The organism is Psychromonas sp. KJ10-2, from assembly GCF_047323255.1.
In the GTDB taxonomy this organism is placed as follows: Bacteria; Pseudomonadota; Gammaproteobacteria; order Enterobacterales; family Psychromonadaceae; genus Psychromonas.
In genome coordinates this window covers 2,840,596-2,857,660 of the sequence record NZ_CP178827.1, presented here as the reverse complement: position 1 = coordinate 2,857,660, position 17,065 = coordinate 2,840,596, and the positions used below count along the sequence as shown (strand labels likewise).

Here is a 17,065-nt window from a genome sequence, read left to right as displayed (position 1 = left end):
ATGATTTTATTCAATTTAATATAGGAGAGTTTTTGTTGTTAACAAGTAGGAATCTTTATTATTTTTAAGAATTAACAACAATATAGGCTTATAACGCCAACAAAATGTTTTATTATTGGCTTTTTATCTTCACTCCTACGTTAATTCGATTTATTTAGCTAAAATATTTACCGGTAGTTTGGTAACTATAAATAACTTTTCTGCATTTTGTATTACGCTTACCTGGTCATAGATGTAAAAAAACATCTGTTATCATCAAAAAAGAACGCTTCACACAATACACAAACACCATTACATCAGTATTGTCTCATATCTTAATAAAAGTGAACTCGTCAACAACGTGACTACAGAAACCATATTAAGCAGTCCTAATTTAACGATATCCTGTGAAGAGTGTGGCTTAGCCGTCGCCATTCCAGCACTTCAGGATAACCAAAAAGCACACTGTCCTAGATGTGAGCATCTGCTTACTAAAAAAATAGCAAAGCCTTACCAAACAGCCACAGCTTATGCATCGGCTTGTTTGATGATGTTAATATTAAGTATCTCTTTCCCATTTATGTCATTTTCAGTACAAGGGCTAACCCAAGAAATTAATTTGTTGCAAGCTGCGCAAATGCTAGGTGAATATCAAAATACATTATTAGGGTTGTTATTATTCGCGACAGTTTTGGTACTTCCTTTTATCTACATTAGCTTAATGCTGTACCTATATTACAAGGCGGTAAGTAACAAAGGACGACCTAAAAGATATGTAACACATTGCTGTAAAATACTATTTATAATAGAGCCTTGGTTAATGGTGGATGTGTTCCTACTTGGGGTGCTGGTTAGCTTGGTGAAAATAGCGTCTTTGGCAGAGATCAGTCTTGGCTATTCATTTTTTACTTTCTGTGTCTATGCGGTTTTAGTGGTTAAATGTGTGTCGCTGGTTGATAAAATTTGGCTCTGGGAGCAACTTATTCCTGCCAAATCCCTTCAACACAATTACGAAGGTGATACGCATCTTTCACAGACACATTTAAGTTGCCATACTTGCCATCAAATAAATCCAGATAATCAAACAGCACAACAGACTTGCTTACGTTGTGGTAGCCCACTGCATCATTTTGATATGGATGCTAATTTACAAAAAGTATGGGCGCTGTTATTAACAGCGATTGTATTTTATTTTCCAGCGAACCTTTACCCTATGATGTACACAGTAAGCTTAGGCTCCAGTACTCCATCAACCATTATGGAAGGTGTGATCCTGTTATGGCAATTAGGCTCTTACCCAGTGGCTGCGATCATCTTTATTGCTAGTGTGTTTATTCCATTGATCAAAATATTTGCATTAGCGTGGCTATTTATTAGTGCCAAAAAGCTCAATAAGCTACCTGAGAGTGAAGCGGCTAAAAAACTAACAATATACCGCATTACCGAGTTTATCGGACGCTGGTCAATGATCGATATTTTTGTCGTAGCGATATTAGTGGCACTGGTTCAATTACAAAAATTAATGGCAATTTACCCAGGACCTGCCGCGCTTTCCTTTGCTGCTGTCGTTATATTTACCATGCTTTCAGCCATGAAGTTTGATTCTCGTATGTTATGGCGTCAATCGGCAGAGCAAAGTACACAGAAAACAGAGTTAACCAAACCATACTCGCAACCTATAAATGATTAAAAGAGATACCAATAATGAGTGATGAAACTCCAGTACAAGCCACAATAAAAGAACAGAAAAAGATATCTGCAATCTGGATCATTCCAATATTGACATTGTTTATTGGTGCATGGATGTTATTTCAATATGTAAATAACAAAGGAACAGAGATCACCATCATCATGCCTACGGCCGAAGGGATTAAAGTCGGCAAAACTGAAATAAGATCTTTAAATGTGAAAGTCGGTATGGTCACTGCTGTAACACTGAGTGAAAACTATGATCATATAGAAATAAAAGCCCAAATGAGCAAAGACAGTGAAAGGATGCTTAATGACAAAACCCAATTTTGGGTAGTTAAACCACGCGTAGGTAGCGAAGGAATTTCTGGTCTGGACACTATTTTATCTGGCGCCTATATTCAAATACAACCCGGTGACTCTAAAACCAAAAAGCTCACATTTGAAGCATTAGATCTTCCTCCTGTTGCCCCATTAGGCAGCAAAGGAAAACGCGTTATTTTAAGCCATAATAGTGCAGGGAAACTCAGCGTTGGTGACCCCGTTTCCTATCAAGGATTCACCGTGGGACGCGTAGAAAAAACCTCTTTTGATTTAAAAGCTAAAAAAGCCTTATATCAGCTATTTATATTCGAACCCTATGATGACCTCTTACTTTCTGGATCGCAATTTTGGCTCACCTCAGGCGTTGATGTTCAACTCAAAGCCGATGGTCTTAAAGTACAGGTTGACTCATTACAAAGCCTACTTTCTGGCGGAGTTACTTTTGGTATTCCTGCAGGCGAAAGAGTCGGTACTCCCTTTGCTAGCGACGTAGTGAAACTGCCGCTATTTGATAATTATGAACAAGTACAAAATGGACTGTATAAGCAATATGTTAAATTCATTATGGAATTCGATGAAACAATTCGAGGCTTAACGGTTGGCGCGCCTGTAGAGTATCGCGGTATACGCATTGGTACGGTATTACAAGCACCCTATGACATGATGGTACCTCAAGGTGATACCTCATCGGTGAAGATCCAGGTCTTAATTAAAATTGATCTAGGTAGATTATTTAGTGCAGACCGCAATCTTTCCCTCAGCACTTTTCAAGAAACAATTGAAAAGCACTTTAAAAATGGCCTCAAAGGACAGTTAAAAAGCGGTAATTTATTAACAGGAGCCCTCTTCATTGATACAGAGTTCGACACGCCAAATCCTGATTTCAAGATCACTAAAGTAGGTGAATACGACGTTTTCCCCACCAAAAAAGGAGGACTGGCGATGATTCAGCAACAAATATCCTCATTCATGGATAAGTTTAATGATATTCCTTTAAATGAGGTAGCAGGATCAATGACTAAAACCATGGACTCTTTAAATCAGACCTTAACATCTGCTAACAACACCTTTGATAAACTCAATGAGATCATCTCACAAAAAGAGGTGCAAGCGATACCTGCAGATGTCCAGACTAGCTTACAACAGCTGCAACAAACACTAGCAGGTTTTAGCCCTAATTCAGCCATTTATAACGACTTACAGCAAACGCTCGACAAAGTTGAAAAAGTCATGCAGGAGTTACAGCCGGTGTTAAAACAAATTAACGACAAACCAAACTCGCTCATTTTTGGTGAAGACCAAATCGACGACCCCATTCCAACGAAGAGAATAAACTAATGAAAAAGTGGTTATTAATATTGGTTATATTTATCACAGGGTGCAGTAATAATGAAGTGCAGCAAGACTCACTATTTTTATTACCTGAAAATACAACAGCTGCAATAGCAAACAATAGCTTGCCCATGCTACTAGTAAGCACTAACTTAGATACCTACCTAGACCAAGCGAGCCTAGTGTATAGAGTATCGGATACTAAGGTTGTGTTAGCCAAACATAATAGTTGGGCACATCAACTATCCGAACAAATTAATCAACGAATGGTGGCTAACTTACGTACGAATCAAAGTACCTACTGGCCAGTAGAGCGCAATACCTCGATGCAGTTAACTAACCAACCTAAGTTGCAAATCCATTTCACTAAGTTTAATGGCGCATTCACAGGTGACGCTGAATTAAGTGGCGAATGGTTACTGATTGACGCACAAGGCCAGCCCATTAAAAGCGATTACTTTCAAATAAATAAACCACTTAAAGAAACCGGCTACGAGGAATTAGTTATTGCTTTAGCACAAGGATTAGATGACCTCAGCCGTATCATTGCTGAACAAGTGAAGCCATTATAAATAGAGAGGAAGTAAACAAGATTAACGCGATCAATAGCTCTTTGAAAAATCAGCATTAATCGACAATAGCGTTTACAACCACAAATGCTGTTGTCGACTTTGTAATCCATCAATCTTGCTTAATACAACTCAATAATTGTGTTTCAATTGACTCATCAATCTTTTCAGCAATGATTTCAATTCGGCTTTCCGCACACTCGAGTAATGCCGTTTCCGTTAACCCATCAGACGTTAAATTGTAACCAAACACCCCTTGATCTGTTATTAATACTGCTTTCATACGTTCTATTGGTAATGTCGAACATAATAAAAGTAGCTTTTCACGCAAAAAGATCTTAAATGCCGAAAATCGCCAGCCGACACTACAAAACCCTTCACCAGTATTAACTGCTTTGAGCACGCCGCAGTCTGGCATAGGCATTTCTGATACGAGAGGCTTCATATCAGTAGGATGGTCATGATGGTCATGATGGTCATGATGGTCATGATGGTCATGATGGTCATGATGGTCATGATGGTCATGATGGTCATGATGGTCATACATAGATTGCTCTAGGTGTTTCGGATTGTCTAGTAGATCCAACGAAATCGCCCCCTGTTCAGTAAATATGACTTGGGTCTTTGAACCAGCTATGCCCGCCACGTAATTTTTTAAAGTTTCTGCCTCTTTTGCTTGATAAAGATCTTGTTTGTTACCGACCACAATATCGGCGATTGCAATCTGTTGATTGAATGTCTCATGGTTGGTATAACGTGGATCCACCAAGTGGCGAGCATCTACTAAGGTAATATTGTTTTGCAACAATAATACATCTCGATAATGGTCTGTTGATAATACCTGTAACACCTCTTTAGGGTGGCCAAGCCCAGTAGGCTCAATCAATAAACGATCTGGTTTTGCTTTTAGTAATAATTGATTAAGTGCTACTTGCATCGGTAAACCAGCAGCACAACACATACAACCACCAGGCACTTCTCGAATAAACACCTGTTGTGATTGATCCTGTTGACTTTGCACCAAACACCCATCAACTCCAACCTCGCCGAACTCATTCACTAAAATCGCCCAACGTTCATTTTTAGGTTTACTTTTAATGAGGTTTAAAATCGCAGAAGTTTTACCTACACCAAGAAACCCTGTAATAATATTAGTAGGAACACCTAAAATTGGCGGGTTATCGGAACGCATGTTGGATACTCCTACTATGTTTGACGACACTATACTGTGTTAATAGCACGCGGCTCTGGCTCATCGAATTTCCCTTAACATATTAATTCACCTTTACTTTATTAGTAGCCTATACCCATTTTACTTAGCTGAAAACACTAAACGCATTGCAGCAGAGGCATCCTCGATCACTTGCTGGTCAGCATACATTAAACGACCATTTACCCAGGTATTTTTAATTTGAGCAGAAAAACGGTGCCCTGCGAAAGGCGACCAAGCACAGTGATATAAACTATTTTCATTACTCACCATTGTGCCCGCTTTGCTATCAACCAAAACTAGATCAGCATAGTAGCCTTCTCGAATATAACCACGTCCTTCAATACGATAACGAATAGCAGGGTTATGTGCAGTCTTTTCAACAACCTCAGGTAAGGTCATTTTTCCCATGTGCACTTGGTCAAATAAGCTCAATAAAGCATGTTGAACTAAAGGTAGGCCAGCAGGCGCTTGTTCATAGGGAATTTGCTTCTCTTCCCATGTATGGGGTGCATGGTCCGTGGCAATAATATCGATTTGACCTGTTTTTAATGCACCCAACAAACTATTACGATCCTGTTCAGACTTAATCGCTGGATTACATTTAATTTGATTACCCAGTACGGCATAATCTTTCTCACTGAACCACAGGTGATGCACACACGCTTCAGCCGTAATAGATTTATTTTCAATCGGGCCTGCTGCAAATAATGCAAGCTCTTTGGCAGTGGTAATGTGCAAAACATGCAATTGACTCTTATACTTTTTTGCTAATGACACAGCATAAGAAGAGGAAGCAAAACAAGCTTGTTCATCACGTAATACAGGGTGATCGTCTATGCTGAATTGTGTTTTCTTTTTTAGTAATGCTTGTTGATTTTCTTTGATGACAGCCCCGCTCTCGCAATGTGTCACAATCAATACCGGTGCATCACGGAAAATAGCTTCTAATGCCAATGGATCTTCCACTAATAGATTACCCGTTGAAGCCCCCATAAAGACCTTCACTCCACTAATGTTTACTTGGATCTAATAACTTAATTTGCTCCAAGTTATCTTCAGTTGCCCCTAGGTAAAATGAATAGTTTGCTAATGAACCTTGCGCTGCGATATCGAACTTACGCTCTAATGCTGTAATCGAAGTGGTCGCAGGGTTCACATTAGGCATCTCCATATAACTGGTAATGCCTCCCGCCACAGCAGCACGAGATTCACTAGCAATTGTACCTTTATTGGTTAAACCTGGTTCGCGAAAATGCACTTGGTCATCAATCATCCCCGGTAACAAATAAGCACCTTCAGCATCAATCACGTGATCACCTGGCTGCGCCACTATGTTGTTTGCGATACGTTGGATACGCTGATCTACAATACGTAGATCCGTATTAGTAATATGGCCTTCATTGACGATTTGAGCGTTTTTAATAAGGGTTGCAGACATGGTTTTTAGGGTTCCTTTTACAGAGGATAATGATAGGAAAATAAACGCGAGTACATGGCAGGTTGGAAATATAAAAAAGTCTAAAGTAGTATGTGATAAAGCTTATTTGATGCATTTATCACACACTCCATTAATTTCAATTTGTGGATCAATAACAGTAAACCCTTCTTGTTGGGCGTTTGACTGAAGTCCTTGCATCATCAAGGGATCAATAATTTTTTCATTGATTTTGTTACATTTAGTACAGATAAAAAATTGCGCTACGCCATGCTCATTTTCACTGAGAATATGTGAGCAGACTATATATTGGTTAGACACTTTTAACTTATGAACAAAGTGCTCGCATTCTAGAAAATCCAAAATACGATAGATTGTCATGACTGGAATATGTTGCTCAAAATGTTGCTGGCAATAATCCAATAGTTCATATGCTGAGAGTGCTTGATTAGCATGAAGCAAGGTTTGCAACACCAACTTACGTTTAGGTGTTAACTTTTTCCCCCGAGCTAGGCAGCTTTGCTCTACGTAATCGAGAACGGTATCAAGGTCACTCAAGCGCACTACACTATATCCAAGGTTAGTAATAAACGTGGTTCATTTAAATTGACTGCAGGTGAGCGATGCACAAGTCCAGTGTTTTCATTGTCCTTCCAACCACTGCCCTTCAATAATGCAACATCTCCAGCTGATATTTGCTGGATCTGCGCATCACTACTAATTTGCCCCAAGGCTGAAGCGCCTTGCTCACCTCGATTAACATCTTGGTTATCTAACCACTCCGTTGCAGTCCCTACATAAGTGGTCACAAGACGACATGGGATTTGATCAACATGAAATTTCGGACACATAGGTTTATCTAATGTGGTAAGTCGTAAACCCGCTTCTTCACAATCAAATAGGCAACAAAACATATCAACTATCAAAGCAATATCTTCACTTAACGCATTTGCACAAGCATATCCGTCCAGCTTTCCTCTAATCCATTCTGCAACGTCATCAGGTGTCACGTATTTAACAAGCGCTAAGGGCTTACTATTTTGTAACATCTCTTGGATAGAAGTTGTCATCTCTATTGGTAATGTGCGTTGCCATATCGCGATATTGTTTTCTGGTTGATAGATATCAGTTAATACACTTGATTGGTTACCGATTGGTAATGGTAATACAGACTCAACAACATCATCATTTTTAACAACTGTATTAAGACTCATAGATTATCCTTCACTTTATTTACCCAGCTTAAATACTGTTTATTAATAATATTCAAACCAATATTAATATGTTATAACATAACATTTATAAAAGGATAATTGCTACAGGTAGATATATTTTATTTATTAAATAATATGAAAGGCTTACTGCTTAAAGATATTGAAAAGAAATAAGTGCGAAGTATTAGATTTACTTTTAAGAAAAATTATAGACAAGATGAGTTCAACAGGTTACTCGGCAGTCAATTTGACTATTAATCCACAGCTTAACACCTTAAAAATAAACTAAAAGTATTAGCAATTTCAACGGTATTATCTTTTTACAGCTGTTTTGGTATCGAGTGAACAACACTGATTAAAAACATATTGATTGGTAAAGGAACTATAAATTAACTGGTTTTAAACTAACTCAGTATATCCTCGGGATTTTTGCTCAGATTCCAACACTATTGCAGCCTTTTTGGAGTGCCGTATTGCAAGTGCGATAATAACTAATAACATCGCAGTTATATCAAGTCTAGTTAGGGGTAGATCGAGAAATACAGCACAAGAAAGCATTGCAACAATTAACTCAACCGCACCTAACACAGCAATAACCTCTGGCTTGGTTTTAACTGCCCCTATCACAAACAAGTATTGAGGTAAGGCTGCGGCAATAAATGCTAAACCTAATAAAGCCCACCAACCATTTATCTCATGAGGGAGAATCACCTTAGGAGAGGTATAGATCACCAGTGGAATAAGAACAATTAAGTGCCCTAAAGTACCCCACGCTACTCGATTAAGCGCCATTAAATCCTGCTTAGGTTTAGCTAAATATTGTATTTGAAAAGCAAAAACCATAGGAGCTAAAAAACAGCCCAATAATGCCCACTTTGACTCCATAGATAACTCCGAAGGTTCTATTACCAATGAAGCAGCTATTAATACTAAAGCTGCAGATAATAGAGCATTGATGCTTAACGATCGCTTGAAGATCAGAATGCCAATTAATAAGGAGAAAAACGGATAAGTGTAATAGATCAATATAGCGCTAGCTGCAGTTAAATTCTGCAAAGCATAAAAGTAAGCTAATACTCCTAGAGCATTAGCAAAACCAATAATAAGCATACGACCAACTTCTGGCCATAATGCTGCAGGTGCTCGAAGATAAAATGACAAAATAACGCCAGGTAAAATAAAACGACAAAGAGTAACAACTTCTACTGACATACCTTGGGCAAATAGAATTTGTGCAAAAAGCGGATTAAAACCAAAACCAATAGCCGCTAACAAAACCATCACAGATCCGTTCATTTGCAATTTTACGCCTCTTACTTTACTCATCGTCACTCATTTCCCTATTAACGTTTTAAACAGACCATTCCCATATAAATACGCCTTTAACAAGCTAGACAATACTCGAAAATAAATTAATATATAAGTGAATTAATACAAATATACATGCAAGTAATTCATGTATTTATTCTACTATTTGGCTACTTTATGAAACTAGAAATTAGACACTGGCAAATGCTCAAAGCACTTTCTGAGTTAGGTAATGTCGCTCAAGCATCAGATGCACTCGGTATTAGCCAATCTGCATTGAGCCATCGAATTGCAGAAGCTGAACGTCGTATCGGCGGTAAGTTTTTTGAAAAAGAAGGACGTCGATTAAAATTAACACCAGCAGGTCGTTTGATCACGCAAGTTGCATTACAAACACTGCCGACCTTAGAGCGAGCCGAAGCTGATTTTGAGCAAAATGCGCACCTAGAAAAACAAATCGTTCGTTTAGGCGTTGCCTCTTATTCCTGTTATTACTGGATACCTGATTTTATTAAATTTGTTAATCAGAAAGCCTGTCACCTCAAGTTAAGATTAGTCGCCTCTGCTACACAAAATCCAATTACTAGCTTACAACATGGATCCGTCGATATTGCAATTGCTCCCGGATATCTAGCCACACCTGGCATTATTAATACCCCGCTTTTTACCGATGAACTGGCATTGGTGACTCCTTATGATCACCCACTTAGCCACAAGAAATTTATTGATCCTAAGGATCTCAGTGAGATCCAATATTACACTTATAGTCAAACTGTCTTACCCGGTTTTGAATATGAGCGTTTTATTCGACCATCAGGTGTGATCCCACACCAAGTAGAAGTTGTTGAAATGACAGACGCTATTATTGAGTTAATCAGTGCGGGTTTAGGTGTGAGCATACTCTCTAAGTGGGCTGTAAATGCAGCGCTTGAATCGCAAAGAGTTAGCTCTACTCAACTGGGACAGCAAGGGCTTGATCTTGCTTGGTCTGCTCTCTCTCGAGAAAGTGAAAAGAAAAACAGTGCTAGCAAACAAGTCGTTAAGTTATTAGTAGATTGGTATAAAATTTCTTAAATAATCTATAGCACTAATGGATAGTACATGGTTTTTAGAAAATGAAGAATCTGACCATTGACTAGTCAGATTATTTCATTAGGTTAGCTATTTAACTTCAGCTCTAATTAATGGAAGCAAAGCATTATATAAACCCCTCGAATTCAAGTAATAAGTAAAATGATTTAACACAGAATACGTATAAATAACGTTGCCGACTCGCTTTTCTTATCCAGTATTGAAGTTATTTATTAATAATCGTTTACGACGACATTGAATCATCACTACCAATGCAAGCAAGATAAACGTAGGAATATAAACAAGCTGTTTAATAGGTTGAATTTGTGACGTTTCTACTAAGGTAATCACTTGATCAAAGGTTAAACCGGCTTGTTCTGCTGGGCTATCATAACCAATATAGTCCACAATAATTTTTCCATCCTTATCGATTAGCTCAATGCCAACTTCAGCTAAACGCTCTGAAATATTAGCTCCTTGACCTAAGGTCATAGTGACAAGAAATGTTCGTTCATTACCAACACCATCAACTCCATCAACCCAAAAACGCACTGCGGCACCAGATTCAATAGTAGACTTTGGCTGCACTAATTCAGTGGCTGCTAATTGTTGGTAAGGTGCAACAATCATATCCATCCAAAAACCTGGACGAAATAATGAAAATGCAATCAATAACAACAATAAAGATTCGTACCAGCGGCTCTTAGTGAGGAAAAATCCTTGCGTTGCTGCGGTAAAAATAAGGATAGCTATGGTTGCGGTAATAAAAACAAACACACCTTCTAACCAAGTAACATCTATTAACAATAAATCCGTATTAAAAATGAACAGAAAAGGTAATGCAGCTGTGCGTAAACTGTAATTAAAAGCAACAAAACCTGTTTTAATCGGATTACCTCCTGAAACAGCGGCAGCTGCAAAAGATGCCAGTCCAACAGGCGGTGTTACATCTGCCATAATACCGAAATAAAAGACAAACAAATGAACCGCGATGAGTGGGACGATCAAACCAGACTCTTGGCCTAATAGAACCACTACTGGCGCTAATAAAGATGAAACAACAATATAGTTAGCTGTTGTTGGTAACCCCATTCCCAATATTAGGCTTAAAACAGCCGTTAAAATGAGCATTAATAATAAGTTGCCCATTGACAATATTTCAACGAGATCCGCTAATACTGAACCAACGCCGGTTTGCGAAACCGCTCCCACAATGATCCCAGCAGTCGCCGTCGCAATACCAATCCCTATCATATTACGTGCACCGACAATAAGGCCGTCTACTAGCTCTTTACCACCTCTTCGTAGTTGCGAATTGATAGCTTGTTGTTGACGAAAGAAAGCCATAATAGGTCGTTGTGTGATTAAGATAAACAGCATTAACACGGTAGCCCAAAATGCGGATAATCCAGGTGATAATCGTTCAATCATCAAACACCAAACGAGTACAACAACGGGTAGTAAGAAATGTAAGCCAGATTTAACCGTTGGTGCAACTTCAGGTAATTTCAATATCGGAGAATCAGGATCATCCATGACTAAATCTGGAACTGAAGAAGCAATGCGTAGTAAATAAAGATAAGTGATACTCAGTAACACGGCAATAATGATGCCAGCATAATCCCCGAAAATCGGCTTTATCCAACCGATACCGAAGTAAACAGCAGCAGCAATAACAGCGGTTACCATAAATCCAGTTAATACACCCATCACACGTAGATGCCAAGGTTTAACAGCACTCCGGCGAGGTAATCCCTGCATATCTAGTTTGAGCGCTTCTAAATGTACGATGTAAACTAATGCTATATAGGATATTAATGCCGGCAAAAAGGCGTGCGTAATCACTTCAACATAACTGATACCAACATACTCAACCATCAAAAATGCAGCAGCCCCCATCACTGGTGGCATAATTTGACCATTAACCGACGAAGCAACTTCAACTGCCCCCGCTTTTTCAGAAGAAAAACCAACACGTTTCATCATTGGGATCGTAAATGTTCCTGTTGTTACTACATTGGCAATAGAAGATCCGGAAATTAACCCTGTGAGACCAGAAGCAACAACAGCTGCTTTTGCAGGACCTCCTCGCATGTGACCTAATAGAGAAAAGGCAACTTGGATAAAGTAATTACCCGCCCCCGCTTTATCTAATAAAGCGCCAAATAAAACAAACAAAAAAACAAAATTAGACGATACGCCTACAGCAATACCAAAAACACCTTCAGTGGTTAGCCACTGGTGGTTAACAAGCTCTTTTAATGTTACGCCTTTGTGAGCAATTATTTCTGGCATGTAAGGACCAGCGACGGAATAAGCTAAAAATATAATCGCCACGACCATCAACGGTGGGCCAAGTGTCCGTCGAGTTGCTTCAAGTAAAAGTACAATACCAATAACAGATACAACTAAGTCTTGTGTGTTAGGCAAGCTAGGTCGTGTTACAAGTTGGTCATAAAATGTGAATAGATAAGATGCACAAAAAGCAGCAATAAGGCTAAATACCATATCGCTTAAAGGTACTCTATATTGCGGGGATCGAGAGGTGGCAGGAAATGCAGTAAAGGCTAAAAAAATCGCAAACCCTAAATGTATTGCTCGTACTTCAGTATCATTAAAAATACCAAAACTACCAATAATTGGCCAATCATAAAAAGGAAGAGGTGATGCTATCCATAACTGAAACAATGACCATACAAGAGCAGTTCCAAGTAATAAAATTCCTTGCCACCCTTGTGGAATACGTGCACCAGTATCGTTTGCAGCGACCATGTGTTGAAGTGCTTTATCATCCATTTCTGTCGGTTGTTTAGGTGGACTGATCATATAAGCTCCTAAAAAGTTAGAATAAAAAAGAGATGCAAAAGCATCTCTTAATGAAATCGTTAGATTACATCCAACCACGTTCTTTATAATAACGAACAGCACCTGCATGTAATGGAGCAGATAAACCATCGGTGATCATTGTTTTTGGGTCTAAGTTTGCGAAGGCAGGGTGTAAGCGTTTAAAGTTTTTGAAGTTATCAAATACCGCTTTCACCATTTGATAAACAACTTCGTCATCAATTTTTGCAGAGGTCACCATAGTCGCTGCATTACCAAAGGTTTTTACATCACTATCATTACCGTTATAAAGGCCACCTTTAATAATCGCTGGTGCGTAAAAATCATTCTCGGAAATAAGCTTATCAATAACAGGTCCTGTGACTGGTATGATCTTAGTATCACAAGAAGTGGTCGCTTCTTTGATCATGCCTGAAGGGTGTCCAACATTCGCTAAAATAACATCAAGTTTATTGTCACATAGTGCTTGTGATTGTTCCGATGATTTTAACTCTGCAGCTAATTTGAAGGAATCTTGAGTCCAACCTTTCTCAGCCATAATAATTTCCATTGTTCCGCGTGTACCAGAGCCTGGATTATTAAGATTGACACGTTTTCCAACGAGATCATCAAAAGTTTTCACCCCTGAATCTGCACGAGCAACAACAGTAAATGGTTCACTATGAAGCGCAAATAGAGCGCGTAGATCTTCAAATTTCCCCTGTTCAATAAAGGAAGTATGCTTAGTACCCGATAAAGCATATGACTGCCAATCTGATTGTGCTACACCAAAATCTAACTGGCCTTGACGAACAGCATTTATATTAGCAACAGACCCCCCGTTGATGGAGCAGTACATTTTATACCGTGATCATCTGTCCCCTTATTAACTAGACGACATATAGACTGACCAGCAACATAATAAACACCTGTTTGTCCTCCCGTGCCTATTTTTACATAGGTTTGCTCTGCACTAATAACCGTAGAACTAAATGAAGCAGCTAAACCAATAACAGATGGTATAAATAGTTTTGCAAGTTTACTTTTTCTAGACATAACATTTTATCCTTAAAATAGATGTTCAAAATTGATGTTTGTGCTTTTTAAAATCTCTAGAATTTTCTCTAGAATGAATCCCAAACTTCTTTGGTATTACCATCAGTTAACTATTTACAACTGATAACTTAGAACCGAGAAGTTATAGAATATTGCCTGAATAAATATCAGTGATTGCAGAGTGCTTTAGTCGCTATTAAAAACGCTTCTATATCCTGAAGATTGTGACAGTGAATTGGTGATACGCGGATTGCGCCCTTTAGATTAAATGATTCCAGCATCCTTGATGAATAAGGGCTTGATAAAAGACGTTCAAAAGCAATAATGCCTAACTCTTCATACATCTCTACTGCCTTTTTATACTCGATATTGTCAAAGCCAATTGCCATAATGAAATCTTTCTTGGTTAAGTCTTTATAGTCTAAATAGGCATGAACGCCTTCGATATATCTAAGACCTTCTATATTTTCTGTCCCTTCTAACATCGCATTCATCAGGGCTCTTTCATGCAGCTTTATCCGTTCCATCCCTTCAACAAAAAGTGATCTTCTATTGTTTGAAGTATTAAACTGCTCGCCTATCCAACAAACATAATTAACCACTTCGGTGAGTGCAGCAAAATGTGCAGGTGCAGGACTACCAAGCTGCCAACAATCTTGCGGCTTAGCGATTAACTTATTGTGGGGAATTTTCGAGAGTCTTTCTGACACATAACCCACGCCAAAACCACGTGGACCAAAAAATTTATAAGGAGCAAAATTAATACCATCAACCGGTACTTTAGTAACGTCAATAATGCCATGTGGAGCATGTTGAACGGCATCAGCAACGATATAGAGATCCGGCTTAATCTTTCTTGCCTGTTCAACAATTTTTTCTTCGTCTAATAGTGCACCAGACACATTTGATGCATACATAAATGTTAATAAGCAGGTATCTTCATCAATCAACTTTGTCACTTCTTCAACATCAACACCACCAGTTAAAGGATTGGTTTTAGCAACTCTGAGTTCTTTGCCATTTTTTTCAGCATAAAAGACCATTGCATCATAAGCAGAAGGATGCTCCAGCATGGTAGTCACTACGTTGCCGCCAGGAATCTTCTCCATTACTAACCTAACCATATCAAACATAACCATTGAAGCTGTGTAGGACGTTACAATACTACCGGTGTCAAAATTGAGCATAGTTTCAATTGATCTATAACCTTCCTTTTGTATATCCATCAGCCATGTCGCAGTCTTATTACCATGTTCAGGACAGTCCGGTAACTCATCTAATTGTTTAAATTTATTACTTGCGGATTTAAGCCGAAAAGCACCACCAGAATTATCGAAAAATATTCTTTTTTTATTTTGTATTGGATCGATATCTACATGATAAAATTTTTCTTTAATTTCTTTTAAAAGTGAGTCAGTAAAAAACTCACCTTGCTCTATATTGCTTTTCATTATGATTTTCCTTCACGCTTTTAAAACGCTAATTAAGCCGATATTTCCCCTGCTAGTAGCCTATTAGATAGACAACTTTTGTACGCATTTAAATCTATCAACTTTTTAAATATTAAAATAATGAATTAAATTGCATTTATACATTCATATTATTAATATTTAACTATTTGAGATAACTAATGAATATTGAGCAGATTGAAACTTTTTTGATGATTACTGAAACAAAAAATCTATCTATAGCAGCTAAGAATCTCTTTATTTCACAATCAGCGGTTAGCCATCGAATAAACGCTTTAGAGGAAACCCTAGGCTGTGAATTATTGATTCGTTCACGAGGGGAGAAGTTTGTCAGTTTAACGTTAAAAGGTGAGGAGTTTATTGAGATCGCGACTCGATGGAAAACCCTGAACAACGAGACCAAGCTTTGGACTCTTCAAGAATCTAAAATGAATTTAAAACTAGCAAGTATTGATAGTTTAAATACCTGTGTTTTTTCTAGCCTTTATAAAGATATCATCAATAGTAATAATGCTATTTCTCTTAATGTCAGTTCACATTGGAGCAAAACAATTTACGACTTAATTGAAAGTAATCAGATTGACATTGGATTCACTCTTAATTCATTGAAATATCCGAATGCCATTGCCACTCCTTTATTTAAGTCTAGAGGTGTGGTTATTTCATCGATATCTTCAAAATATCCGGAAGAAGTGCATCCTCATGATTTAAAAACCTCGGATGAAATACTCTTTTCTTACATACCTGAATATGAAATATGGCATAACTTTTGGTGGGAACATGATCAAAGTGAGTATTCTAGTGTTGATACCGTATCGTTGCTATTCACTATGTTTGATCTGAAGGAAAAGTGGGCAATAGTACCGGTATGGATAGCTAGAAAGTTCGAAAAGATTCATCCTGTTAAAATCTCAGAGCTTTCTACTGAGCCGCCGGAGTATGCTTGTTATCATGTATTTAACAGAAACCCTAAACCTAGCAAAATAAAAACTATTAAGCAGTTTTCAAAGGCTCTTGAAAGTTATATGAAAACCGAGCAATTCCTTAATAGTATTAAATAATCCCCTTAAAATGATAAATAAATAGTTTATGGGGATTATCCAGTTATTACAGGAAAACAAAAAAATCAATAAAGCTAACCTGTATCTATTACAAAAATCCGTCTCGAGATGATCGATAATACGTTACTTACAATTATATTCTTAAAGAAAAATGAGCTACTTATCCTCAGGATGCTGTTGTAAGTAAGCTTTTTTAGCTAAATGCTGGTTCTGAGTACTATCAGTCATTTTTACTTTGTAGTGTAAGCCTGCTTTGCCAAGCATATGCGCGGCAACAGGCGCAGTAATCAACAAAAACATACTGATTAATACTTCTTTTAAGTTGACGTGACCCAGTTGAATACTGAAAAAGATCATCGATGCGACTAAGATACAAGCAACGCCTAATGTGCTAGCTTTTGTCGGTGCATGTAAACGCGTAAAGTAATCTGGCAGTTTTGCTAAACCAATCGAGCCGATTAGCATAACAACGGCACCAAATACTAATAAAGCACTCACCACGACTTCTAAAAATACAGTCAT

Annotated in this window: 14 protein-coding genes and 1 pseudogene; 5 read left to right on the top strand and 10 right to left on the bottom strand. The window is 38.1% G+C overall.

The features are described from left to right. Nucleotides 1-340: 340 nt before the first annotated feature. Genes ACLKL2_RS13915 through ACLKL2_RS13905 form a run of 3 tightly spaced genes read left to right on the top strand, consistent with a single transcriptional unit; the run spans nt 341 to nt 3,896 of the window. Nucleotides 341-1,669 carry a PqiA/YebS family transporter subunit gene (locus ACLKL2_RS13915; RefSeq protein ID WP_413692174.1) on the top strand — a complete coding sequence of 443 codons (1,329 nt, stop codon included), beginning with the start codon at nt 341-343 and terminating at the stop codon, nt 1,667-1,669. Nucleotides 1,670-1,683: 14 nt separating this feature from the next. Continuing rightward, entirely contained in the window at nt 1,684-3,330 is a 1,647-nt protein-coding gene (pqiB, locus tag ACLKL2_RS13910; RefSeq protein ID WP_413692173.1) for an intermembrane transport protein PqiB, read from the top strand. After that, entirely contained in the window at nt 3,330-3,896 is a 567-nt protein-coding gene (locus tag ACLKL2_RS13905; RefSeq protein ID WP_413692172.1) for a PqiC family protein, read from the top strand. The genes pqiB and ACLKL2_RS13905 overlap by 1 nt, the downstream gene beginning before the upstream one ends. A gap of 109 nt (nt 3,897-4,005) precedes the next feature. Here the strand turns inward: ACLKL2_RS13905 and ACLKL2_RS13900 are convergent, their stop codons facing one another. The 6 genes from ACLKL2_RS13900 to ACLKL2_RS13875 form a co-directional block, all read right to left on the bottom strand. Further along, a complete protein-coding gene (locus ACLKL2_RS13900) occupies nt 4,006-5,085 on the bottom strand; it encodes a CobW family GTP-binding protein (protein ID WP_413692171.1) in 1,080 nt (359 codons plus the stop codon). A 120-nt stretch (nt 5,086-5,205) separates the two neighbouring features. Further along, entirely contained in the window at nt 5,206-6,099 is an 894-nt protein-coding gene (locus tag ACLKL2_RS13895; RefSeq protein ID WP_413692170.1) for an amidohydrolase family protein, read from the bottom strand. A gap of 16 nt (nt 6,100-6,115) precedes the next feature. Continuing rightward, entirely contained in the window at nt 6,116-6,544 is a 429-nt protein-coding gene (locus ACLKL2_RS13890; RefSeq protein WP_413692169.1) for a dihydroorotase, read from the bottom strand. A gap of 102 nt (nt 6,545-6,646) precedes the next feature. Beyond that, a complete protein-coding gene (locus tag ACLKL2_RS13885) occupies nt 6,647-7,099 on the bottom strand; it encodes a Fur family transcriptional regulator (RefSeq protein ID WP_413692168.1) in 453 nt (150 codons plus the stop codon). A gap of 5 nt (nt 7,100-7,104) precedes the next feature. Beyond that, the gene (locus ACLKL2_RS13880) at nt 7,105-7,755 is read right to left on the bottom strand and encodes a DUF1826 domain-containing protein (protein ID WP_413692167.1); all 651 of its coding nucleotides are present in this window, start codon (nt 7,753-7,755) and stop codon (nt 7,105-7,107) included. A gap of 399 nt (nt 7,756-8,154) precedes the next feature. After that, nucleotides 8,155-9,081 (bottom strand): DMT family transporter, encoded by a 927-nt coding sequence (locus ACLKL2_RS13875; protein WP_413692166.1) that lies wholly within the window; start codon nt 9,079-9,081, stop codon nt 8,155-8,157. Nucleotides 9,082-9,240: 159 nt separating this feature from the next. On the opposite strand from ACLKL2_RS13875, the gene ACLKL2_RS13870 reads away from it, so the two are divergent. Continuing rightward, nucleotides 9,241-10,137 carry a LysR family transcriptional regulator gene (locus tag ACLKL2_RS13870; RefSeq protein WP_413692165.1) on the top strand — a complete coding sequence of 299 codons (897 nt, stop codon included), beginning with the start codon at nt 9,241-9,243 and terminating at the stop codon, nt 10,135-10,137. A gap of 207 nt (nt 10,138-10,344) precedes the next feature. Here the strand turns inward: ACLKL2_RS13870 and ACLKL2_RS13865 are convergent, their stop codons facing one another. The 3 genes and pseudogenes from ACLKL2_RS13865 to ACLKL2_RS13855 all read right to left on the bottom strand — a co-directional run bounded on the left by ACLKL2_RS13865 (nt 10,345) and on the right by ACLKL2_RS13855 (nt 15,464). Then, nucleotides 10,345-12,960 carry a TRAP transporter permease gene (locus tag ACLKL2_RS13865; RefSeq protein WP_413692164.1) on the bottom strand — a complete coding sequence of 872 codons (2,616 nt, stop codon included), beginning with the start codon at nt 12,958-12,960 and terminating at the stop codon, nt 10,345-10,347. A gap of 64 nt (nt 12,961-13,024) precedes the next feature. After that, nucleotides 13,025-14,013, bottom strand: a pseudogene (locus ACLKL2_RS13860) (TAXI family TRAP transporter solute-binding subunit). A 167-nt stretch (nt 14,014-14,180) separates the two neighbouring features. Further along, the gene (locus ACLKL2_RS13855) at nt 14,181-15,464 is read right to left on the bottom strand and encodes an aminotransferase class V-fold PLP-dependent enzyme (RefSeq protein ID WP_413692163.1); all 1,284 of its coding nucleotides are present in this window, start codon (nt 15,462-15,464) and stop codon (nt 14,181-14,183) included. 179 nt (nt 15,465-15,643) lie between these two features. Between ACLKL2_RS13855 and ACLKL2_RS13850 the strand changes: the two genes are divergently transcribed. Continuing rightward, nucleotides 15,644-16,543 carry a LysR family transcriptional regulator gene (locus tag ACLKL2_RS13850; RefSeq protein WP_413692162.1) on the top strand — a complete coding sequence of 300 codons (900 nt, stop codon included), beginning with the start codon at nt 15,644-15,646 and terminating at the stop codon, nt 16,541-16,543. 156 nt (nt 16,544-16,699) lie between these two features. Here the strand turns inward: ACLKL2_RS13850 and ACLKL2_RS13845 are convergent, their stop codons facing one another. Then, a complete protein-coding gene (locus ACLKL2_RS13845; RefSeq protein ID WP_413692160.1) occupies nt 16,700-17,065 on the bottom strand; it encodes a Na+/H+ antiporter subunit G in 366 nt (121 codons plus the stop codon).

What these genes read in the sequence shown, in the direction of transcription:
- pqiB (WP_413692173.1), top strand. Translation starts at nt 1,684, where the DNA reads ATGAGTGATGAAACTCCAGTACAAGCCACAATAAAAGAACAGAAAAAG.
- ACLKL2_RS13905 (WP_413692172.1), top strand. Translation starts at nt 3,330, where the DNA reads ATGAAAAAGTGGTTATTAATATTGGTTATATTTATCACAGGGTGCAGT.
- ACLKL2_RS13900 (WP_413692171.1), bottom strand. Translation starts at nt 5,085, where the DNA reads ATGCGTTCCGATAACCCGCCAATTTTAGGTGTTCCTACTAATATTATT.
- ACLKL2_RS13895 (WP_413692170.1), bottom strand. Translation starts at nt 6,099, where the DNA reads ATGGGGGCTTCAACGGGTAATCTATTAGTGGAAGATCCATTGGCATTA.
- ACLKL2_RS13890 (WP_413692169.1), bottom strand. Translation starts at nt 6,544, where the DNA reads ATGTCTGCAACCCTTATTAAAAACGCTCAAATCGTCAATGAAGGCCAT.
- ACLKL2_RS13880 (WP_413692167.1), bottom strand. Translation starts at nt 7,755, where the DNA reads ATGAGTCTTAATACAGTTGTTAAAAATGATGATGTTGTTGAGTCTGTA.
- ACLKL2_RS13875 (WP_413692166.1), bottom strand. Translation starts at nt 9,081, where the DNA reads ATGAGTAAAGTAAGAGGCGTAAAATTGCAAATGAACGGATCTGTGATG.
- ACLKL2_RS13870 (WP_413692165.1), top strand. Translation starts at nt 9,241, where the DNA reads ATGAAACTAGAAATTAGACACTGGCAAATGCTCAAAGCACTTTCTGAG.
- ACLKL2_RS13865 (WP_413692164.1), bottom strand. Translation starts at nt 12,960, where the DNA reads ATGATCAGTCCACCTAAACAACCGACAGAAATGGATGATAAAGCACTT.
- ACLKL2_RS13855 (WP_413692163.1), bottom strand. Translation starts at nt 15,464, where the DNA reads ATGAAAAGCAATATAGAGCAAGGTGAGTTTTTTACTGACTCACTTTTA.
- ACLKL2_RS13850 (WP_413692162.1), top strand. Translation starts at nt 15,644, where the DNA reads ATGAATATTGAGCAGATTGAAACTTTTTTGATGATTACTGAAACAAAA.
- ACLKL2_RS13845 (WP_413692160.1), bottom strand. Translation starts at nt 17,065, where the DNA reads ATGACTGTATTTTTAGAAGTCGTGGTGAGTGCTTTATTAGTATTTGGT.